16 protein-coding genes are annotated in these 23127 nt (G+C 52.3%); 14 read left to right on the forward strand and 2 right to left on the reverse strand.

Features of this window, described 5'->3' with window-relative positions:
- Positions 1–34 precede the first annotated feature (34 nt).
- From AC5FXQ_RS00935 to AC5FXQ_RS00945, 3 genes are read left to right on the forward strand one after another with little or no spacing between them, the layout of a single operon-like run.
- Positions 35–1063, forward strand: a complete 1029-nt coding sequence (locus AC5FXQ_RS00935) for a PhoH family protein (protein WP_493600629.1) — start codon at positions 35–37, stop codon at positions 1061–1063.
- 21 nt (positions 1064–1084) lie between these two features.
- Positions 1085–1513, forward strand: coding sequence for a GNAT family N-acetyltransferase (locus AC5FXQ_RS00940; RefSeq protein ID WP_493600630.1), 429 nt, complete (start codon positions 1085–1087; stop codon positions 1511–1513).
- Positions 1513–3618 carry a ComEC/Rec2 family competence protein gene (locus AC5FXQ_RS00945; RefSeq protein ID WP_493600631.1) on the forward strand — a complete coding sequence of 702 codons (2106 nt, stop codon included), beginning with the start codon at positions 1513–1515 and terminating at the stop codon, positions 3616–3618. The genes AC5FXQ_RS00940 and AC5FXQ_RS00945 overlap by 1 nt, the downstream gene beginning before the upstream one ends.
- Positions 3619–3677: 59 nt before the next feature.
- Here AC5FXQ_RS00945 and AC5FXQ_RS00950 read toward each other — a convergent pair whose 3' ends face one another.
- On the reverse strand, positions 3678–5009 hold the full coding sequence (locus AC5FXQ_RS00950; protein ID WP_493600632.1) for an amidohydrolase family protein: 1332 nt from the start codon (positions 5007–5009) through the stop codon (positions 3678–3680).
- 95 nt (positions 5010–5104) lie between these two features.
- Complete coding sequence (locus AC5FXQ_RS00955) at positions 5105–8134, reverse strand: amidohydrolase family protein (protein ID WP_493600633.1); 3030 nt, start codon at positions 8132–8134, stop codon at positions 5105–5107.
- Positions 8135–8363: 229 nt separating this feature from the next.
- Between AC5FXQ_RS00955 and AC5FXQ_RS00960 the strand changes: the two genes are divergently transcribed.
- From AC5FXQ_RS00960 to AC5FXQ_RS01010, 11 genes are all read left to right on the forward strand, one after another.
- On the forward strand, positions 8364–9497 hold the full coding sequence (locus tag AC5FXQ_RS00960) for a BamA/TamA family outer membrane protein (RefSeq protein ID WP_493600634.1): 1134 nt from the start codon (positions 8364–8366) through the stop codon (positions 9495–9497).
- Positions 9498–9625: 128 nt separating this feature from the next.
- Positions 9626–10774, forward strand: a complete 1149-nt coding sequence (locus tag AC5FXQ_RS00965) for a BamA/TamA family outer membrane protein (protein ID WP_493600635.1) — start codon at positions 9626–9628, stop codon at positions 10772–10774.
- Between the two features lie 123 nt (positions 10775–10897).
- The gene (locus AC5FXQ_RS00970; RefSeq protein ID WP_493600636.1) at positions 10898–11848 is read left to right on the forward strand and encodes a YeiH family protein; all 951 of its coding nucleotides are present in this window, start codon (positions 10898–10900) and stop codon (positions 11846–11848) included.
- 119 nt (positions 11849–11967) lie between these two features.
- The gene (locus AC5FXQ_RS00975; protein WP_493600637.1) at positions 11968–13476 is read left to right on the forward strand and encodes a catalase; all 1509 of its coding nucleotides are present in this window, start codon (positions 11968–11970) and stop codon (positions 13474–13476) included.
- A 150-nt stretch (positions 13477–13626) separates the two neighbouring features.
- A complete protein-coding gene (locus AC5FXQ_RS00980) occupies positions 13627–13935 on the forward strand; it encodes an ArsR/SmtB family transcription factor (protein ID WP_493600638.1) in 309 nt (102 codons plus the stop codon).
- 123 nt (positions 13936–14058) lie between these two features.
- Positions 14059–14454: a rhodanese-like domain-containing protein gene (locus AC5FXQ_RS00985; RefSeq protein WP_493600639.1), complete on the forward strand. Its 396-nt coding sequence runs from the start codon at positions 14059–14061 to the stop codon at positions 14452–14454.
- Between the two features lie 77 nt (positions 14455–14531).
- Entirely contained in the window at positions 14532–14957 is a 426-nt protein-coding gene (locus AC5FXQ_RS00990) for a hypothetical protein (RefSeq protein WP_493600640.1), read from the forward strand.
- Between the two features lie 268 nt (positions 14958–15225).
- A complete protein-coding gene (locus AC5FXQ_RS00995; RefSeq protein WP_493600641.1) occupies positions 15226–16455 on the forward strand; it encodes an exonuclease SbcCD subunit D C-terminal domain-containing protein in 1230 nt (409 codons plus the stop codon).
- Positions 16456–16516: 61 nt separating this feature from the next.
- Complete coding sequence (locus tag AC5FXQ_RS01000) at positions 16517–17053, forward strand: hypothetical protein (RefSeq protein ID WP_493600642.1); 537 nt, start codon at positions 16517–16519, stop codon at positions 17051–17053.
- 56 nt (positions 17054–17109) lie between these two features.
- Positions 17110–20760 (forward strand): SbcC/MukB-like Walker B domain-containing protein, encoded by a 3651-nt coding sequence (locus AC5FXQ_RS01005; protein WP_493600643.1) that lies wholly within the window; start codon positions 17110–17112, stop codon positions 20758–20760.
- Between the two features lie 223 nt (positions 20761–20983).
- Positions 20984–23035, forward strand: a complete 2052-nt coding sequence (locus tag AC5FXQ_RS01010; RefSeq protein ID WP_493600644.1) for a tetratricopeptide repeat-containing sensor histidine kinase — start codon at positions 20984–20986, stop codon at positions 23033–23035.
- Positions 23036–23127 lie beyond the last annotated feature (92 nt).

Below are 23127 nucleotides of genomic sequence, written 5' to 3' on the forward strand. Positions count from 1 at the left end.
TATATTACCAACGTACTATATATAACATAAACATTTGGTAGAGAAAGTAATAACATTAGAGAATATCTCTCTTATCGATTTTCTGGGGACAGAGAATCAGAATATAAAGCAGCTTGCAGCCGCTTTTCCGAGCAGCAAGATCATTTCCAGAGGTAACGAGATCAAGATCCAGGGGCAAACGCCTGAGATCACCAAGATACATGAGATCCTTTCTTCGCTGATCGATCACTATCACAAGTTCGGGAAGATTACGCATAACAGCGTAAATAGATACCTTTCTTCTGATCCTTTTACGGATGAGGAGGTAATCGTGACTTCGCCGGACGTGATCGTGTACGGTAGCAAAGGGGGCATCATCAAAGCCAAGACGCCAAACCAGAAAAAACTGGTAGACCTGGTAGAGAACCATGACCTGGTGTTTGCACTGGGACCTGCGGGTACCGGTAAGACCTACATCTCGGTGGCTATGGCCGTGCGTGCACTCAAGAACAAGGAAGTAAGGAAAATCATCATCTCCCGCCCTGTGGTGGAAGCCGGCGAAAACCTGGGCTTCCTGCCAGGCGACATGAAGGAGAAGGTGGACCCGTATCTGCGCCCGATCTATGACGCCCTGGAGGACATGATCCCGATGGAAAAGCTCAAATACTATCAGGAAAACAAAATTATCGAGATCGCACCGCTGGCTTACATGCGTGGCCGTACCCTGAGCAACGCCTTTGTGTTGCTGGATGAGGCACAGAACACGACACCAGCCCAGATCAAGATGTTCCTGACCCGTATGGGCCCTACCTCGAAGGTGATGATCAACGGTGACCGCTCGCAGATTGACCTGCCGCGCCACCAGCGTTCCGGCCTGATGGATGCCCTCCATACCTTGCGTGATGTGAAAGGAATTGGTTTTATCGAGATGCAGCCGGAAGACGTGATGCGTCACCGCCTGGTACGCGACATCGTGGATGCCTACACCAAAGCCGACGACGAGCGTCTGGCTGCCCGTCTGGAGGCTGAAGCCGCTGAAGAAGGTAAGCCTGTTTCGGTGAATGGCCGCAAAAAGAAGGTATAGTTGCTGATCGGATAACACAAGATGATTGAGGTAATACGTGCTGAACGCGAGCAGGACAGATCTGCCGCGTTCAACATACGTGAACAGGTATTTGTAGAAGAGCAGCAGGTACCACGTGAGGCAGAGCGTGATCAGTTTGAATCGACTGCCCGTCACTACCTGGCCACTTGCGAAGGTATAGCCTGTGGGGCTGCCCGCTGGCGACAGACCGACCAAGGCATAAAGCTGGAGCGATTTGCCGTGCTGGCAGACTACCGCAACCGGCAGGTGGGTGCTGCGCTGTTACAGGCCGTACTGCAGGATGTGCAGGCTGTCCATGCGGACAGCAAGGTATACCTGAATGCGCAGTTGCCGGCTGTCAATTTCTACAAGCGCCACGGCTTTGTTGCCGAAGGTGATATGTTCACAGAGTGCGACATACAGCACTACAAGATGGTATATAAGGGCTGATGAAACGGTGGGCTCCCTACCCATTCGTTCGCATTGTCCTTAGCTTTATAGCAGGTATACTCGTGTACCTGCACACAGGCAAAGAGTTCAGGTATAGCCCGGAGCTCTTTGCCTTTTTTGTTGCCTTATACCTGGTGCTGTACCTGATCGCACGCAGGGTAAAAACGGTAGAAGCCAACACGCTGGCAGGTATAGCCGGTCTTCTATGCTTCGTGGCCGGTGGTATGTGGGCCACGCACCTGCACACCGATTCGCATCACCCGCAGCACCTGAGTAATTTATCAGGTCAGCCCGCTTATTACGCCGGTGTGGTGGATGATTACGTGGTGCAGAAGCCTGGCTACCAGAACACGGTGCTGCGGGTAGAGCAGGTACAACTGAATGGTGTCTGGCAACCGGCCGAAGGCAAGGTACAGCTCTCCGTTCCTCATGATTCACAGCGGGAGTACGAGCTTGCCTATGGCGATCGGCTCCTGATCAAAGGAAATCCTATACCTGTCGCGCCACCTGCCAACCCGAACCAGTTTGACTACCGCGCCTTTCTGGCCAACAAACAGATTCACCACCGCCATTTTCTGCAGGCACACCAGTTCCAGAAAATCGAGTCTGCCCCCTCGAACCCGGTGCTGTACTTCAGCATCTACCTGCGCCGTAAACTGGACGCTTTGCTGAAGGAGTCGATCAATGAGCGGCGGGAATACGGCATTTCTTCTGCTCTGATTCTAGGTGTAAAAGACGAGCTCGACAACTCCATCCGGGATGCCTATGCTCAGACCGGCACCATGCACGTGCTGGCGGTATCGGGTCTGCATGTGGGGCTGATTTATGGGATACTGGCTTTTCTGTTGGCTGGCTTTAAGCGAACAACTAAGCAACGGGTGATATATGCCGCTGTGATTCTGGGTGTGCTCTGGCTTTATGCTTTTATTACAGGGCTCTCTCCTTCTGTGCTACGGGCAGCTTTTATGTTCAGTCTGATCACGCTGGCAATGGTTTCCAGGCGGCAGCACAACATCTACAATACGTTAGCCATAGCCGCTTTTGCACTGCTTTGGTATAATCCTTATTTCCTGCTGGAGGTAGGCTTTCAGCTTTCGTTCCTGGCGCTACTCGGCATCGTATACCTGCAACCCAGGTTCTATAAGCTGCTGGAATTCGACAACAGGATCCCCGACAAAGGCTGGGCACTTTTCACGGCGGCTTTGGCTGCTCAACTGGCCACTTTCCCGCTGGGGCTCTATTATTTCCACCAGTTCCCGGTCTACTTCTGGCTGGCCAACCTGCTGGTGGTGCCTGCCGCTACGCTGGTGCTTTACTCGGGTGTAGCCGCTTTATTCTTTTCCTGGGTGCCGCTACTCAGCACGGTGCTGTTCAAAATACACTTCGCCATCACCTGGGGCATGAATGAATTCAACCTGCTAGTTCATCAACTGCCACAGGCTGTCATCAACGGCATCGACATCAGCGCTTCCCAAACCTGGCTGCTCTATACCTTGCTACTTTTGTTTATTTTGTTCTTCGCCTACAAACAGCTGCGTTACTTCGCCTTAGCGACTGTAGTTGTGGCTGTATTGGCGCTGCAGGAGGTTATGGAAATAGCAGCGCAGCGAAACCAGCGCAGCATGGTGGTATACAACATGCGCAACGCTACCGCTTTCAGCTTCCTGCAGGGGCAACAGGCGACGGTGGTGAGCAACCAGCCGCTGGCCCCACAGAACTACACCTTCAACATACAGCCCTACCTCTGGCACAAAGGCGTGCCGCAAGCCGACACCTATACCCTCACAGATGCTTCAACGACAGGTATAAACCACGTTGTACTGCCCGACAGCAACAGTCTGCTGGTATGGCAGGGCAAGCGCCTGCTGGTGGTTTCCAAGCCGATCAAAGTACAGCCGCTACCCGATTTTGAAGTCGATTACCTGCTGCTCACACAGAACGTCCGCGTAAAGCCAGAGGAGCTACAGCCTTTCCGTTTCAAGCAACTCGTGCTCGACTCCTCCAATGCCCTCTGGTACCTGCAGCGCTTGAAGCCGCAGTTGGTAGAGGCGGGAATTGAGTATTATGAGGTGACGGAGCAAGGGGCGTTGGTGGTGGAGTTGTAAAACAAAAAGCGCCGCCTCAGACGGGCAGCGCTCTTTCGTTTAAGGTGAGAGTGGATATTTTAATTCTGAGCTTTCGGACCTGTTGTTACAGGCTGCTCAGTCTGGTACTTGCCATTGAACTTCTCATACAGATACTTCTGCTTGTCGTTCAGATCGATCTTGCGACCCTGAATAAAGGCGTGCGTTACGTTGTTCGTACGCATGTCCAGAATGTCGCCAGCCGATACCACGATGGTCGCGTCTTTGCCAACCTCTACAGAACCAACCTCTTTGTCTACACCCAAAATCTTAGCTGTATTCAGCGTGATCGCCGACAACGCCTGCTCTTTGTCAAGTCCATGCGCTACGGCTGTACCGGCAATGAACGGCAGGTTACGGATACCGTGCGTGCTCAGGTCGTAATCGAGTGCGAAAGGTATACCAGCCTGCTGCAACAGGTAGGGCGTCTTGTAGGGCATATCCACATCTTCGTCAGAACGGGAAGGCAGGGCATGCACGCCAGAGTAGATCACAGCGATGTTGTTTGCCTTCAGGAAATCGGCTACGGCAACCGCGTCACGGGCACCTACTACCACGATGTCCTTCACGCCGTGCTGCTTCACGAAGTTCACACCTTCGATAATCTCTTTGCCATAGTTGGCGTGCAGGTATAGCTTCTTGGAGCCATCAAATAGACCCGTCAGCGACGTAAGCTTCAGGTTCTCTTTTTCGTTTTTGGCCTGCTTGTACACAGAGGCATCGCGCAGCAATTGGCCCAATTCAGCAATGGCTTCTTCACGCTGCTGGCCCATGTTGGCCATGCGCGGGTTCGGAGCGCCCCCTGTGTTGATGATCATGTTCGGCCAGTTCAGGTGTATACCTACGTCGGCTTTCACAATGGCATCTTCCCAGTTCCAGGCATCCAGTTGCACCACCGAAGACGAGCCGGAAATGGTACCGCCCACCGGTGTTACCTGCGTCATCAAAACGCCGTTGGCACGGATGGTCGGCACAATATCAGAGTCGGTGTTGTAAGCTACTACGGCACGCACGTTCGGGTTAAACTGCCCTACTTCACGCATGTCGAGTGTAGCACGCACACTCTCGATTTCGTTCAGACCAAGTTGTGCGTTTGGCTGGATCAGGCCCGGATAAATGTGCTGCCCGGCCACGTCGATCACTTCGTGCCCGTTGCGATTAGCACCGCTCAGCGGACCTGCATACGTGATCTTGCCATTGTCAAAACCAACGGCGGCATTCTCTACCACCTTGCCGTTGCCCACGTGCAGGGTAGCGCCTGTCAGCAATACAGGCTTACTTTGCTTCGCAGCCGGCACCGGCACCTGCGCAAAGGCAGGCACACTCAGCATAAACGCCACGAAAGCCGAAATATATCTTTTGTGAATTTTCATCTTTATAATTGTTGAATGTAACTGATTGTTGATTGCTTATTGTGGATTGTCTTCTTTATAAAGAGGTCAACAATTGACAATCATCAATTAACAATTTAATAAGCCAAATACTCCTCTTCCTCGTAGTGCTCTACATCCTCGCAGTGTACCACAGAAGCTCTGCTTCTTGGAGGAGCCTGTGTTCTGGCGCCGGAGGTTTTGGCCTGCAGCATTTTCTGCACCAGGCGCATACGCTCTTTCTCCAGTTCCGTGCGCAGTTGGTTGTCACGCTCCAGGTCGTAGTAAGCAATACCGTCCACAAAAGTTTTCTCGGCACGGGCATAGATCGACAGTGGGTTGTTGTTCCACAGTACCACGTCGGCGTCTTTGCCTACTTTGATGCTACCCATGCGGTCATCCAGGTGCAGGAGTTTGGCCGGGTTCAGGGTCACCATTTTGAGGGCGTCCTCTTCGCTCACACCAGCGTACTTCACGCTCTTGGCAGCTTCCTGGTTCAGACGACGGGCCATTTCAGCATCATCAGAGTTGATGGCGGTCGTTACGCCCAAATGGTGCATGATACCCGCGTTCTGCGGGATCGCATCTTTCACCTCCATCTTGTAAGCCCACCAGTCAGCGAAGGTAGAGCCACCGGCACCGTGGTCACGCATTTTGTCAGCTACTTTATAGCCTTCCAGGATGTGTGTGAATGTGTTCACTTTGAAGCCCATCTGATCGGCTACTTTGATCATCATATTGATCTCGGACTGCACGTAAGAGTGGCAGGTGATGTGGCGTTTGCCGTTGAGGATCTCTACCAGTGTCTCTAACTCAATGTCGCGACGCGGCTCACCGGCAGCGGCTTTCTGCTTCTTCGACATTTTATTATAGTTGGCCCAGGTCTGCTGATACTCTTTCGCACGCTGGAAAGCATCTACATATACCTGCTCCACACCCATACGGGTCTGCGGGAAGCGCACGTTGTGCGAAGGAGCGCGGTTGGAGTGCTTCACGTTCTCACCCAAAGCGAATTTGATGAAGCCATCGGCATTCTCTACAAACAGCTCCTCCGGGCTCTTGCCCCAGCGCAGTTTGATGATAGCTGACTGACCACCAATAGGGTTAGCAGAACCGTGCAGCAATTGTGAAGTCGTTACACCACCTGCCAGCTGACGGTAGATGTTCGGGTCTTCGTGGTTCACCACATCCATCATGCGTACTTCAGCTGTTACTGCCTGCGTACCTTCGTTCACGCCCTGCAGGGCAATGTGCGAGTGCTCGTCAATGATACCGGCTGTCAGGTGCTTGCCAGTGCCGTCAATCACACGGGCGCCCGACTCGCTCAGGTTCTTGCCAACTTTCGCAATCTTGCCATTTTTCAGCACCACGTCAGTGTTCTGCAGAATACCTTCTTTCTCATTCGTCCACACAGTGGCATTCTTGATCAGCACCGTCTCCTGCTTTGGCAGTTCAGCCTGACCGAAAGCCTGGAACGGATAGATCATGTTGCCGAGCTCCAGTGCCTGCTTGGCTTCTTTAGCCGCGTCTTTCTTCGCCTTCTCGGTCATGGCTTCTGAGAACTTCGCGTTCCACTTCACCAGGGTCGCGTCCGGCAACTGGCCTTCACCCTGCAGGTTCTTATCAGCATACCAGCCGCTCAGGCGGATAGTCTCTTTACTTTTCTTGTCTTTAGTGAATGACAGCGTTACCAGGTTGCCGCTGACAGAGATCTTGCCTGTCACGGTGTCCTGTCCGATCACTTTCAGTTCCGGCTTCTCAGGTGTACCGGCAATCTGCAGTTTGCGCTCCGGCTGCTGCCCGATCTTCAAGGTATACACACCTCTGTAATCAGCTGGCACCTCAGTGATTTTGTATTGATTGCCCTGCACCCAGTTCTCCAGGATCACATTGTCTTCGGCGAACAGATTGCCGCTGGTGATGATGAAGTTGGCCAGTTTGCCTTTGTCGAGGCTACCTACGTGCTTATCGGCTTTCAGAAGCTGAGCCGGCGTAGCGGTCAACGCTTTTAGTGCCTCTTCTTCTGACAGGCCGTACTCAATAGCCTTGCGCAGGTTAGGCAGGAAGTCCTTTTTGTCTTTGAGGTCGGCTGTGGTGAAGGCAAAAGGTATACCTGCCTTCTGCAGCGCTGCCGGGTTAGATGGGGCCATCTCCCAGTGCTTCATGGCGTCAAGCGGCACACGGCGGGCATCATACGGATCCTCCACATTGTAAGCCTCCGGGAAGTTAAGCGGCACGATGATCGGGGCATTGGTCGCCTTGATCTCTTTGATCATCTGGTACTCGTCGCCGCCACCCTTGATGATGTACTGCTTCTTGAATTCGTCGCCTACCTTATCGGCACGCAGTAAGTTCAGCTTGCTGTTGGCTTCGAATATCTGCGGATAGTTATTGGCACCGGTGAAGGCGGCCAGCGAGATGTTCTGCTCACGACCCGGGTTCAGGTTATTCCATTGCGCATCGAGGTATGTCTGACGCAGCAGGGCGATAGAACCCATCAGCGAGTTCGGGTAGTCCTGTGGCGATGAACCTTTCTCAAACGAAAGTGCAGCAGCTGCTTTGTCCAGCAGGATCACTTCGTTTTCGCGCTTGTCAGCCAGTGTTACCAGCGTGGCGGTACCACGGGCGATGCCGTCGCGGTGCACGGCCAGCACGGTACCGAAGCCCAGCTTGCGCATTTCCTCAGCCTGCTTTTTGTCTACTTTAAAGAGCTCCACAGCATTGGTTTCAGGGCGAATAGCCTGGTTCCAGTTGAAGGCTCCCTGCTTCGTAGACTCCTCCTGCGGTGGGGACATCCAGCTGCGGCGCTCCACTTTTACCTCTGGCAGACCATAGCTGGTGAACATATCCACCAGACCTGGATAGATGTGCTTGCCCTTGGCATCGACTACCACGGCACCGGCAGGTACCTGCACTTTGGTGCCCACAGCCTCCACCTTGCCGTTGCGGATCAGGAGGGTGGCGTTTTCGATTTTGGTTTTGTAATCGGTGTGGATGGTGGCGTTGGTGAGCGCAACAAGTCCGCTGCGTTCATCATACACGCCATTGCGCGGAAAGGTCTCCTGCGCCATCGCACTGCCTGCTGCTCCCAAGGCGAGACAGGCTGCAATGGTTAAGATTTTTCTCATGTGTCAGAATAAGGTGATAGAGTAGTTTAGATTTAAACACACAATATAGCCATCTTCTGTCTAAAATTCCACGCGCATAGAGGTTAAAATATTCACAATCACTATAAATAGACCTATTTTAATGTATAAACATTAATAAAACAAGAGCTCCTCCTGCTGGTTTATACCCGAAAGAGTACTTTACGTATGTACTCCTAATATTCCGAACCCCTATAGAACCAAGGCCTGCATGCGCTTATACCTATACTTTATTTTCCCGCTGCTTTTATTTACACTGCTCAAGTCTACACCTGCCCTGGCGCAGGAGCAAACCACCGAAGAAAAAACCCCAAATCCTCCTGACCCGGAGCGACGCAGCATCAAAGGGCTCATACCTGCGCCTGTGGTATACTACACCCCCGACACACGTCTCGGCTTCGGCGCCTCACTGCTGGGCTACTTCCGCCTCCGCAGCTACACCGACACCACCTTTACCCGCCTATCTTTGGCCCGCCTGGTGGTGGACTATACCCTGAACAAGCAGACGGACCAGTGGCTGTACTGGAACATCTTTACCCGGGAAGAACGCCTGATGCTGCGCGGTGAACTGCGGCACCGCATCTATACCGACCGCTTCTATGGCATCGGCAACGATACACGTGAAGAAGACCGTGAGTTGTATGACTATGACATGATCAGCGCCAAAATTGCGGTGCTCAAAAACGTAGGATTTCGCAGCTTTCTGGGTCCTGATCTGCAGTTCACGGAGTATTATGATGTGGAACTGGAAGAAGGCAGTCAGCTACTATCCCAGCAAATTCCCGGATACAAGACGGGCCGCAATGTAGGATTGGGTGCGATTTTTCTGATCGACCACCGCAACAGCACGGCTTACCCGAGCAAAGGTTTTTACCTGGAGATTTCAGGCTATCACTTCGGCAAGACTTTTGGCAGCGACTTCCGGTACAACAACTTCAACCTGGAGTTTAACCGCTACTACGGCCTCGGCAACGACCGCGTACTGGCCACCAACACCATGCTCCGCCTCAACGAGGGAGACGTGCCGGTACAGCGTCTGGCCACCGCCGGCGGCGACAAGTTACTAAGAGGCTACGCCCGTAACCGCTTCCACGACGACCACTTTGTTGGCTCCCAGGTAGAGTACCGCTTCCCGCTGTTCTGGCGACTAGGTGCGGCCGCTTTCGCAGGTATAGGCGACGTGTTCGACAAACCAGAGGACATCAGCCTGTCCACGATCAAATACTCCGTCGGTACCGGCCTTCGCTACGCCATCCGCCCCGACCAGAAACTCAATTCAAGACTGGATATAGGGTATGGCCGGGAAGGATTTAATGTGTACCTGATGATTGGAGAAGCGTTTTAATAACAAATTATTTTGCTGATCCGCAGCACCAACCAATCGCTCTTTTCATTACATTTCTACAGGCAAAGTCCTGATTTATACCTGTTATAACACAGAACCCGCCCCTCACCTTATACCTTGCTGGTTTTATGAAACGACATGCACTTGCCAGCTGCTTGCTGGGGCTCTGTTTGCTGTTGGGCGCGACTAACCGTGTTCTGGCGCAGGATCAACCCGCTGATGCTATACCTGACACCACGCCTCCGAAAGTTGAGAAAACACGGGGGCTTATACCGATCCCGGTGCTCTACTATACCCCCGACACCCGGCTGGGATTTGGGGCAGCGCTGCTTGGCTTTTTCAAACTGAAGAACAGCGAAGACGAAGGCTACTCCCGCCTCTCCCAGATGCGTCTGATCGTCGACTATACCTTGCGCAAGCAAACCGACCAGTTACTCGACTGGACCATTTTCACACGTGACGAAAAATTCCTGCTGCGCGGCGAACTGCGACACCGGGTGTATACGGACAGGTTTTATGGCATCGGCAACGACACGCCCCTTGCTGACGAAGAGATCTATGAATACGATTATGTAAGTGCTCGTTTGGCAGCTTTGAAGAAACTGGGCGCAAGAACTTTTCTGGGCCCGGATTTTCAGATCGCCAACTACTACGACCTGCAGCTCAACCCTATCAACCAGGACCGCGAGAGCCAACTGCTCACGCAAAGGATTCCGGGTTACCAAGGTGGAGTAAACAGTGGCTTGGGCTTGATTTTCCTGCTCGACAGTCGCGATAACGTAGCCTTTGCCAGCAGCGGCACTTACCTGGAAATGTCTGCTTACCGCTTTGGCAGCACCTTTGGCGGGGACTTCGGCTACAGCAATTTCAACCTTGACTTCCGAAAGTATTTCGAGCTGAAGCCGAACCACATCCTGGCGCATAACACAAGTTTCAACCTCAACAACGGTGATATACCTGTGATGCGCATGGCCATGGCCGGCGGCGACCGCATTCTGAGAGGCTACGCCAAAAACCGTTTCCTCGAAGACAACTTTGCCGGTACGCAACTAGAGTATCGCTTTCCATTGTTCTGGCGCTTCGGCATGGCGGCCTTTGCAGGTGTAGGCGATGTGTTCGACAAACCGAAAGACGTGAGCTTCTCTACCCTGAAATACTCCGTCGGCACAGGCCTGCGTTATGCTCTCAACCCGGAGCAAAAGCTCAACATCCGGGCAGATATCGGGTATGGACGTGAAGGCGTTAATTTTTATGTGATGATCGGGGAGGCGTTTTAGAACTGGCTATACCTGTTCCAGGCCGTTAAAAAGTCGGTTTCTACTTGAATGCGACAAAAGTCACATACTTAAATTGGAAAGAAGCGTAGATTTGTCTGCGATAAGCCAAACGCCGCCACAAGCATGCCCAAACTTTTCCCGCTGCCTCCTCCCCTGCTTCAGAAAACGATCTTTATTGCCTTTGTTCTCCTGATCCTGTTCACGTCGCTGCTTAACTCGGCGATGGCACTAGCGGTTGGCTTGGTAGTTGGACTCGTGCTCGGCAATCCCTTTAAAGCGCATACCGGTAAAGTTTCAAAGTATCTTTTGCAGGCTGCGGTGGTCGGTTTGGGCTTCGGCATCGACTTGTACCAGGTAGCTGAAACCGGACTAATGGGCATCGTCTATACCTTAGTATCGCTGGCCGCTACCATGATCATCGGCCTGTTGCTGGGCAAGCTTTTCTATACCCCTCCCCGACTCACACACCTCGTTTCATCAGGCACGGCCATCTGCGGAGGCAGCGCCATCGCGGCGGTGGCGCCGGCCATTAAAGCCAACGATCAGGAGATTTCCGTTGCGCTGGGTATTGTTTTCGTGCTCAATGCAGTGGCGCTATTCATTTTCCCGCCCATCGGGAATGCGCTCGGCCTGTCACAGGAGCAGTTCGGCATTTGGGCGGCTATTGCCATCCACGATACCAGTTCGGTGGTAGGCGCTGCCACCCGCTACGGCGACGAAGCCCTGCAGATTGCCACCACGCTCAAACTTACCCGGGCGCTCTGGATCGTGCCGCTGGTCCTTATCTCCAGCCTGATGTTCAAGGACGGCAAGAAGAAGCTGAGCATACCGACATTCATTCTGCTCTTTGTGCTGGCATCTGTGATCAGCACCTTTATACCTGTCGTGGAAATCGTTTCTCCTACCATCGTTATGCTAGCCAAAAAGGGGTTACTGCTAAGCCTCTTTCTAATCGGGGCAAACATTAGCTTGAGCGCTTTAAAGGCCATTAGTCCAAAGCCATTCTGGCAGGGAGTTATTTTGTGGCTGATTATTTCCACTGTGTCACTGGCAATTATCTATGGTTTAGGATAACAAGGGCACATGATAGACATAAACTATCACACCATAAAATTAATCGATTTGAACTATATAGCATAGGGCTATACTTTTGAGGCATCAATTCAGCAGAAACCTCAAAAACCCTTACCTATATGAGCAACGAGAATCCACATCAGAAACTGACCACTGCCTCTGGCAAACCTTATTACGAGCACGAGAACAGCATGACTGCCGGTCCACGCGGCCCAATCTTGCTCGAAGATTTCATCCTGCACGAGAAACTGGCGCACTTCAACCGTGAGCGTATACCTGAACGGGTCGTGCATGCCAAAGGATCAGGCGCTTACGGTACCTTCACCGTTACCCACGACATCACCAAATACACCAAAGCCAGACTCTTCAGCGAGATCGGCAAAGAGACCCGTGTATTCCTGCGCTTCTCCACAGTAGGTGGTGAGAAAGGCAGCGCCGACTCGGAGCGTGACCCGCGTGGCTTTGCTGTGAAGTTCTATACCGAAGACGGTAACTGGGACCTGGTAGGTAACAACACACCCGTGTTCTTCATCAAAGACCCGAAGAAGTTCCCGGACTTTATCCATACCCAGAAGCGTGACCCGCGCACCAACACCAAGAGCGCGACCATGATGTGGGATTTCTGGTCCCTGAACCCAGAGAGTTTGCACCAGGTGGTCATCCTGATGAGCGACCGCGGCACGCCAGCTTCTTACCGTCACATGCACGGCTTCGGCAGCCATACCTTCTCGTTCATCAACAAAGACAACGAGCGTTTCTTCGTGAAATTCCACTTCAAGACGCTGCAAGGCATCCGAAACTTCACTGACTCCGAAGCCACTGTCATGAAAGGGATAGACCCTGACCAGGCGCAGCGCGATCTGGTGGAGTCAATTGATCGCGGCGACTTCCCGCGCTGGGCGCTTAAGGTGCAGATCATGCCAGAGGCCGAAGCCGCTACTTATAAGTGGAATCCGTTTGACCTGACCAAGGTATGGTCGCAAAAAGACTATCCGCTGATCGATGTCGGCATACTGGAGCTGAACGAAAATCCGGATAACTATTTCGCGCACGTAGAGCAGGCCGCATTTGCACCGGCCCACCTTGTGGATGGCATCGGCTTTTCGCCTGACCGCATGCTGCAGGGCCGCATTCTTTCTTATCCGGATGCGCACCGCTACCGCATCGGCGCCAATTACGAGCAGATTCCGGTGAACCGTTGTCCGTTTGCGGTGAACAACTATCAGCGCGACGGCGCCATGCGTGTAGACGGAAACGGGGGCAGCGCACCAAACTACTTTCCGAACTCTTTCGACAACATCAAGGCGGACGAGCGCTACAAGGAGCCGGCGCAGAATCTGGGCACGAACGTGGTCGCCGACTGGTACGACCGCAACGCTGAAGGTGAGAACGATCACTACACCCAGCCAGGTGATCTGTTCCGCCTGATGACACCAGAGGAAAAGAAAAATACCATCAGCAACATCGTGGGAGCCATGCAAGGTATAGACGGACCGAAGCGGGCAGAGATTATAAACCGTCAGCTGTGTCACTTCTTCCGCGCCGACATCGGTCTTGGACTGGGAATAGCGCAGGGATTGGGTGTGGATGTGAGCTCCTTTGCGGGCGGCAGCGTGCACGCCAACTAATACTGACACGATATTTTGTGCTATGAAAAAGCCGGCCCTGTGCCGGCTTTTTCTGTTTTAGAACCGGAACCTAAAGCGTATTAAAATTGTATTAAATTTTATACATGAATAAATGATCATGTATTCCAATTACCTATTATTTATACCTGCATGACCGACCTAAAAGTAAGGGTAGACAAAAAAAAGCTGGAAAGAACCGCCTATGTGCTCAAATGTGTGGCACATCCGGTGCGCATCAGCATCATTGACTTGCTGGAGCAGGAAGACCAACTCACGGTGAGCCAGTTACAGGAAGTGCTGGAAATTGAACAGTCTTTGCTCTCTCATCACCTCACCAATATGCGCGACAAAGGACTGGTGGAAACCCGCCGCCAGGGCAAAAATGTTTTTTACTTTCTGACCGACTCCAGTATTTCCAATATTATAGCGTGCATCAAAGGCTGCAAATCTACCCAGTAAACCCAGTATCGAGAAATGAAAATATTTTCATATAATTACTTTTTGTTTGGGAAACCGAACGTGTAGGAGTACCTAAAACTGCTCACTGTCGTTTATTATAACACAGGTTAATCCGTCATTCTTATGAAACTATTCTTAATGACCTTATTGGCTGCCGGTCTGATGAGCTGCACCAGCCCACAGCAGAGCGACGGCAAAGTCAAGACAATTTCTGCCACTGAATATAAATCCCACCATGAAAAAATCGACAACCAAGAAGTTATGCTGGTTGATGTTCGCACTCCTGCTGAGTTTGAGGCAGGACACCTCCAAAAAACGCAGCACGCCGACTTCCTGAGCGGGGACTTCCAAAAAGAAATGCAGAACTGGGACAAGGACAAAACTTATTACCTGTACTGCGCCAGTGGCAACCGCAGCGGGAAAGCAGCCAGACTCATGGAAGAAGCCGGTTTTAAGAACGTTTATAACATAGGGGGCTATACAGACCTGAAAGCTGCCGGCCTGCCAGTAAAGGAGTAATTATCATCTGCATTTAGTACAGCAACATGAACGTCAGCTAGTATTTATGCGTATCTTTACATGATTTATCTGACACGATGCTGCTAAAACCATTTCCATCCCAGACCACCTATTATTCTTCTGATTTCTATAGGATAGAGATCGATAAGGAGAATAATCTATTGCTGGCAGAGTGGCAACGGGCCGTGAACAGGGACGAAATGATTACGGGAGGCACGAAGTTGTATGAAGCGCTGCGCGATACAGGGATTACCAGAGCAGTGGCCAACGCCGAACGCCTGACCATGTTGGATGCTCCTACAAAAGAGTGGATGTCCACTACCTTTTACGAACTGCTTTCTCAGACCCCACTTCAGAAATTGGCCAGAGTGCTGCCAGGCAGCCTGTTCTCCAAACTGGCCCTCGAAGCTGTCGCCACCCGGGCAGAAGCACAGAACATCAACCAGTTTTTATTCAAGAACTTCTCCAGCCAGAAGGATGCGCTGGCCTGGATCAACGAATAAGGCAGGTTCAGCTATACCTGACCCCTGATTTTTTAGTCTGGTAGTTTACTGCTGTTTCCACATACCACACTTTTTCTGGCATACACTTTCGGGATTAACCCGCTATAGATTTTCTACTCTCCCTGGCTGCAATACTGTCCCTTTGCTTGTTAAACCAGTTTTATATAGCGAAACCGCTATACCTGATCCGGAAAAAATTATATCACAAACTTGCAGTATAGGTATACCTTAATGTAACTTGTGGTGCAAAGGAGAAAGGAATAGGGATATGCGCGTATTACACACTTCAGACTGGCACCTCGGCCAGCGACTCGTCAACCTCGAACGAACCGAAGAACACCAGCATTTCCTGGACTGGCTCCTGCAAACCATTGAATCCGAAAAGGTTGAGGTGCTCCTGATGGCCGGCGACGTGTTTGACACGGGTGCCCCTTCCAACACAGCCCTGCGCCAGTACTACAACTTCCTGACGAAGGTTTGCGCCACCTGCTGCCGCCACATTATTATCACGGGCGGTAACCACGACTCCGTTTCCACGCTCAATGCACCCAAAGAACTCCTCGACTGCTTTAACATAAAAGTGATAGGCGGTGCTACTGCCGACCTGCTGGATGAACTGATTGAACTGCGCGACGAAAACGGCAAGTTGGAACTCGTGGTTTGCGCTGTGCCGTTTCTGCGTGACCGCGACGTACGTCTTTCCGTAGCCGGCGAAAGTTACGAGGAACGCGAACAGCGCATTAAACAAGGTATAGCCGCCCACTACGCCGCCTTTGTGCCGCATGTACAGCCTTACAAAGCACGAGGTATACCGGTGGTGGCCATGGGCCATTTGTTTGCCGCCGGCGGCTCTGCTTCTGATAGCGAAAAGGAGATCCACGTCGGCAACCTTGGCCAGATTGGGGCAGACCAGTTCCCGAAAGAGTTCGACTATGTAGCGCTCGGTCACCTGCACCGTCCGCAGCAGGTCAACAAGGCACACCACATCCGCTACTCCGGCTCCCCTATTCCGCTCAGCTTCAGCGAAGTAGCGGACAAGAAAGTAGTCTATGTGCTGGACTTTGAAAACGGTCAGCTCACTGACCTGAAGGAGATCGCTATACCTGTTTGCCGCAAGTTGGTACGCTTTAAAGGTTCGTTGGAAGAAGTAAAACAAAAAATTGCAGTCTACGACAACAGCAGCTATACCTTGCCTGCCTGGGCCGAACTGCAGGTCGAGTTAGATGCCCCTATACCTGACCTGAATCAGCAACTGGAGGAAGTGCTGCATCTGAAAAGCGACGAGTTGCAACTGCTGATCCACCGTCCGCCCATCATCAAAACAGCCCGAAGAACCCTGGAGCAGGACATACGGGAAGAAGTGGACCTCCATACCTTGAGTGAAAAAGAAGTATTCCTGAAGCGCTGCGAAAGTGCGTTCCCGGAGAGTGATCATACCGAGTTGCAGTCTACTTTCTCGGAGTTGCTGGAGCTGATGCGGCAGGAGGAGGCAATTTAGATTCAACGAATCTTTACTATTATTTACCGCATTAACAGAAAGAAACGGTAAACTCTCCCTGATGGAAAAAATATTAAGTTTAAAGCATTGGAAAATCTTCTTGGCATTAACCGTTGCAAGTTTTATTGGAAGTACAACTATTGAAGGTTTCGGCCTTTTAAACATTATACTTTCTATTATAGGCACTACCATACTTCTCTTATGGCCTTTGACAATCGGTGATAAGTTGTACAATTTGAGTCCAGTCAAAATTAAGCTCAACCACACCCTTTTCCTCCTGAATTGCTTTATTGTATTAGCGGTAGTATATGTAATTAAGATACTGTATGATGGTGAGGAATTTTCAGTGAGTGGTCTGGCTGCTATTCCATTTCTCTATGTGATGTATGCTTATTTGCACATTCATTCTTTTCCAGTGAAAGTTTTAAAGTCATTAGAACTTGGAAGAAAAGCTCAACTTGGCGATTATATAGGAGATTTTTTCCTAATGCTCTTCTGGCCTATTGGTATATGGTATATTCAGCCGAGAGTCAATAAAATCAAGGAGAAAATGGATATACAGGAGCTACTTGCTGCTTCTGATACACGACAAAACTAAATACTACTGACTCTCCCGAAAACAAACACAAGCATTTACCCAAGTCCTTCAGCCCCATGAAAATCCTCGCCGTCCGCTTCCTGAACCTCAACTCACTCAAAGGTGAGCACGAGATCCGTTTCGACCAGAGTCCGCTGGCTGATGCGGGGTTGTTTGCTATTACCGGCCCTACCGGGGCTGGCAAGACGACCATTCTGGATGCGATTACGGTCGGACTTTACGGATTGGCGCACCGGCACAGCAATGAGCGTCCGCTGGAGCTGATGACCCGCCATACTGCGGAGTGTTATTCGGAGGTGGAGTTTGAGGCTGCCGGCAAGGTATACCGCTCCAAGTGGCACCTGCGTCGCAGCCGGGGCAAGGCAGATGGCAAGATACAGCCCGTGCACATGGAGCTGTATGACTTCGACAAAGATGACCTATTCGATCTGAAACCCAGCGAAGTGCCCGCTATGGTGGCCGAGATCTGCGGACTTGACTACAGCCAGTTTCTGCGATCCGTTATGCTGTCGCAGGGGGACTTTGCCCGTTTCCTCAAAGCAAACCCGAACGAGCGCAGCAGCTTGCTGGAAAAGATCACCGACACCGGCATTTACTCCGACATCTCAAAGTTCGCGTTTGAAAAGGCCAAGCAGGAACGACTGAAATATGAAAGCCTGGAGCAAAGCCTTCAGCACACGCAGCTATTGCCCGAAGAACAGCGTGCAGCCTACGAAGCGAGCATAAAAGAGCTGTCGGTACAGGAAGCGACCCTGCAGCAAGACCTGACCGCATTGCAGGCCAAGGTACAGTGGCTGCAGCAGGTGGCGCAATTGCAGACACGTCAGCAGCAGCACCAGCAAGCCCTGGAGGTGCAGGAGCAGAAACTCCGTCAGCTGCAACCCGACTTTGTAAAACTCGAGCAGCACCAGCAGGCCCATCAGTTTGTGGGCGAACTGGCCGAAATCCGGAGTACCAACAGCAAGGTGCTCGAAGCACAGGAGCAGCTGCAGACCCTGCAAAAGCGGGTGCCTGTGCTGCAAGCCGAACTCGAGGCCGCCGGTAAAATCGCCATAGAAGCCACCAAGGCGTTTGAGCAACAGGAGGAAGCGATTCAGAAACTGGACCCTGTGCTGACGCAGGTAGTTCGTCTTGACCACCAGCTCAACAGCATCCGTGACGCTTACACTAAAAACAAAAGCAGTTACGTCACTTTTGAGCAGCAACTGCAACAGGAGCAGGCCCAACTGCAGGCCAGGCAAGCCGAACTGGAAAAGCTCACCCAGGAGGCGACAGGTATAAAAAACTGGCTGGAACAGAACGCTAAGCTACAGGACCTGAAAGAGCATCTGCCTGAGTTCAAAGCTACGTTGCGCGATCTGCAGGAAGTGGAGCAGCGCATCCGCCGCAACCAGCATGAGCAACAGGAGCTAAGCCAGCAACGAAGCCAGGAAGCCAGGCAACTGACCGAGCTACAGGAGCAGCAGACTAAACAGCAGGCCTTGTACGATCAGCTGCAGCAGCAGAAAGGTGAAAAGTTAAGCGCCCTGCAAGGTATACTGGCCGCTAAGAGCATAGAAGAACTGGAGCAGTCTGCGCAGTCGCAGCCTGCTTTGCTGTCCCGCTTTGAGCGTCTGCAGGAACTGGCGCAGCAGCATAGGCTACAGCAGCAAAAGCTTCAACTTACAAACGAGCAGCTGACACAGCTACAGCAGCAGTACAAAGAAACAAACACCAGCCTTCAGGAAATCAAAAACAGGTATGGCCAGGCAAGCGAGCACCTGCAGGCACTCCAGAAACTCGTGCAGCTACAGCAGCAGATTCAGCAGTACGAGGAAGCCCGCCATACCCTGGCACAGGACGAGCCTTGCCCGCTGTGCGGCTCTACCCATCACCCTTTCGCCGAGGACGGCTATACCTTTGACCTGCCCGAGGAAGTGCAGAAGCGCGACAAGCAGCAGGAACTGGTAAAGGAGTTGGAGCAACACCTGCAGCAGCTACAGGTACAGCTCAACTCCCTGGAGCAAAAGCAGCAGCTGGAGAGAACAGCCAAAACGGAGGCTGAAACGGAGGTCCGGCGACTATGCCATACCTTTGCGCAAGTGGCCGAAGGTATACCACAGGAGCTAAGTATAGGCCGTATAGACCAGTTAGCGCAACTGTTGCATACCCAGCAGGAAACCGCCACGGCATTGCAGCAGCAACTGGCACAGGCACGGGCACTGAGCCGTGAGCTGGAAGGTATAAACCAACAGTTGCAGCAAGTCCGCGAAGCGCAGATGCAGGCCCAGTCGACCCTGAACCAGCTGCAGTCCTCAGACAAACTTCTGAGCACACAGCTCCAGAAACTGCTGGCAAACCTGTCTGATGAGCAGGAGCAACAACGGGCGCACACCGAAACGGCTGAATCTTTTGCTGCCACTTTTGGCTTAGTTTACAAAGCGGAGGAGCGCCATATCCTCCTGCAAACACTAGAGCAGCAAGCCGCTTCCTATACCCAAAAGCAGCAGGCGCTGGAGGGGATGCGTGAAAAATACATCGAGCTGCAGCAGTTGGTAAAGAACCTCAGGACAAACGAAACTCAGAAGCTAAAAGAGCTGGAAGAGCGCAGGCAGCAACTGAAAGAAGAGCACGAGCATCTGACCAAACTTAAGAGTGAGCGCTATTCCTTGTTTGGCGACAAAGATCCGGACAAAGAGCGCAGACTGGCAAGCGAGGAGCTGAGCGCCAGAGCCAGACAAGCAGAAGAGGCACGTCGCAGCCAACTACAGAAACAGCAGGAGCTGCAGGAAGCACATACCCGCCAGACAGAATGCCACCAAAAACACCAGCAGAACAGCTCGGTACTGGAGGAGCTGCGGCAAGGCTTGCTGAACGTGCTGCACCAGAAAGGCATCGAAACGATTGAAGCCCTGAGCCAGATGCTGCTGCACCGCGACGAGGCCGACCGCCTGGCCAACCAAAAGGCACAAACCGAAAAGCACCTGACCGAACTACGCAAGAGTCTGAGCGATGTGCAGCAGGAATTGACGCAGCTCCAGCAAAAACAGCTGACCGACGAAGGTATAGCGGCACTCCAGGAACAGCAGCAACAGAAAACAGCCCGGCAGCGGGAGCTGATCTCGCAACGGGCACGCCACCAGCAACTACTCGAGCAGGATGCCCAGCAGCGCGAAAAGAACAGAGAGCTGGCTGAGCAGCTGAAAACGCAGCAGCAGGTCTGCCACCGCTGGAGCCAACTTGCTGACCTTATTGGTTCCGCAGATGGCTCGAGGTTCAGCCGCTTTGCACAGGGTCTCACGCTGGCCCGGCTGGTAGAGCTGGCCAACCGGCACCTGTTCAGGCTCAACGACCGCTACCGCATCCTCAAGTCCCCGGACGAGGACCTGGCTTTGCAGATTGTGGACACCTACCAGGCAGAGGCGGTGCGACCGATGAACACCCTGTCCGGAGGCGAAAGCTTCCTGGTCAGCTTAGCCCTGGCCCTGGGCCTCTCGGACCTGGCCGGTCACCGCACCCAGATCAACTCCCTCTTCATCGATGAGGGCTTTGGCACACTCGATGCAGACACCCTGGAGGCTGCCATCACGACACTGGACAACCTGCATGCCGCCGGCAAAACGATCGGTATTATCTCGCACGTGGAGGCACTGAAAGAGCGCATCAGCACCCAGATTGTGGTTACCAAAAAGCCTGGCGGGGTGAGTTCGGTGCACGTAGTCAGTTGATTTTGCTTTTCAGCAGCTTTTCATAACATAGGACTACAATTGCCTATTTCGGGCAGTTGCACCCTCCTATGACCAGTAGCAGCATTTCGTTTAGAAGCTAATTGCACTTTTTTAAAGCTACTTTATATTCCTGGAATCAGATTAGCATTATTAAACATTAAATTCTTATATTGCTCCCTAATACTGAATTCAATACGGTAATTCTAACTGTAGAGAGGTACCTATGCTTCTACTATTCCTGACTCGTCTATTCCTACTTTTAAGTCTAACGCAGCCACAGCAGAAGGTCCTGATACAGAACCTGAAAACTGAATTGGGCCGGACTGAAGATGTGACCCGGAAGATAGAGCTATACTGCGAACTGAGCAAGGTGCACAAAAGCATCAACCCGAAAACCACCATTTCCTACGGCAATAAAGCGGTAGCACTGGCCCGACAGGCAGGCGATGACAAACTACTGGCACAGGCCTACAATGAAACCGGCTCAGGCCACTACCTGCTCGGCGATATTGACAAGGCCGTTCAGTTTTATTATATGGCGCTGCGCATCCGCGAGAAGCTGGGCGACCCGTCAGACCTGAGTGCCAGCTATAACAACATCGGCAATGTTTACGCTGATCAGCACAACCACAAAGAGGCCCTTCCGCTCTATAAAAAATCTCTCTCACTTGCCACCACGGCACAGGACACCCTGCGCATGAGCAGTGCCCTGAGCAACATAGGCGGCGTATACCTGGACCAGGGAAAGTATGACCTGGCTTTGGTCTATTATCGCGAAGCACTCCCTATTCAGGAGGGACTGGACGATAAGCAGGGAATTCTGATCTCGCTGATCAACATCGGGGAAGCCTACAACGGCAAAAACGATTATCAGACGGCCCTCACTTTTTTCAACAAGGCACACCAGATCGCCAATGACCTGGGTAGTCCGCACGACGAGGTATATGTACTGCGCGGCAAGGCCGAATCGTACCTCAAAGCCGGCAAATACGAGAAAGCTCTCGACAACGCCCTGGCCAGCATGGAACTCGCCAGAGCCTACGAAGGCAAATATGTACTCAAGGAGAACGCTGCCATACTGGACCGCATCTACGCAGCCATGGGCAACTACGAAATGGCCCATCACTACCTGACGATGCACATGGCCTACAACGACAGCCTGCACAACGAACGGGCGGCAGACCGCATTGCCCAGGAACGCGTGAAATACGAAACAGCCCAGAAGGACAAGGAAAACCTGCTCCTCCGGGCCGAGCAGGAGCTGAACCTGCGCAAGCTGGAACAGCGCAGCATCGTGCAGTACTTCACTGTAGCCCTGCTGCTGTTGGTATGCGCCATGGCCTATGTGTTCTTCAGAGGAAGGCAGCACCAAAGCCGCATCAACAAACTGCTTACCCAGAAGAACGAGCTGATCATGCATAAAAACCAGGCCCTGAACCAGCATCAGAAAGCTCTGACGGAGCAGGCCCAGCAGCTCAACATACAGAAAGAAAAACTTACCCAGCTCAACACCATCAAAGACAAGCTCTTCTCCGTGATCGCGCACGACTTGCGTGGTCCGCTGGTCGCGCTCAAGGGACTGCTGCATGTGATGGCCATGGGCAAAGTGCCCGCCGATAAGCAGGAAGGGCTATTCAACAGCTTGGTGAAAGGGCAGCAGAATGTGCTCTGGATGCTCGACAACCTTTTTGACTGGGCCAGGGCGCAGATGGAAGGCTTTGAGGCTGATCCTAAACCACTGCCTTTGCGGGAGCTGGCTGACGAGAACATCCGCCTGCTTCAGCCGGTGGCCAGCAGCAAAGAGATCGTGCTGGAGAACAAGATCGACCCCAACCTGACGGGCTGCGCCGACAAGGAAATGATCCGCCTGGTGCTGCGTAACCTGATCTCTAACGGCATTAAGTTCTGTAAGGCCGGCGACACCGTGACACTTTCTGCGAAGATGAAAAATGAATTTGTGCTGATATCAGTCAAAGACACAGGTATAGGCATTACACCGGAAGTGCAGCAGAAACTGTTTGGAGGCAGCAGTTACTCCAGCCGGGGCACTGCCAACGAAAAGGGAAGCGGACTGGGGCTGGCGCTTTGCAAAGACTTTGTGGAGCACAACGGTGGCTCCATCTGGGTAGAAAGCATGCCGGGAAAAGGCAGCACTTTCCTGTTTACGCTACCCCACTCCGTGGAAGTGGAAGTGGAAGCAGACGAAGATGATAACAAAACACCGCACAACCCGGAGAAAGAAGAAAAAACAGCAGAACAGCTGCAATTAGCCTAGTGCTTTTCACGAAAACTTAGGAAAGGCTGCTTCTGACAAGAGGCAGCCTTTTTTTATGGCGGCAGCTAATAAAAACAAATACTTCTGTTTGC

This window comes from Pontibacter sp. LHS1, assembly GCF_058932855.1.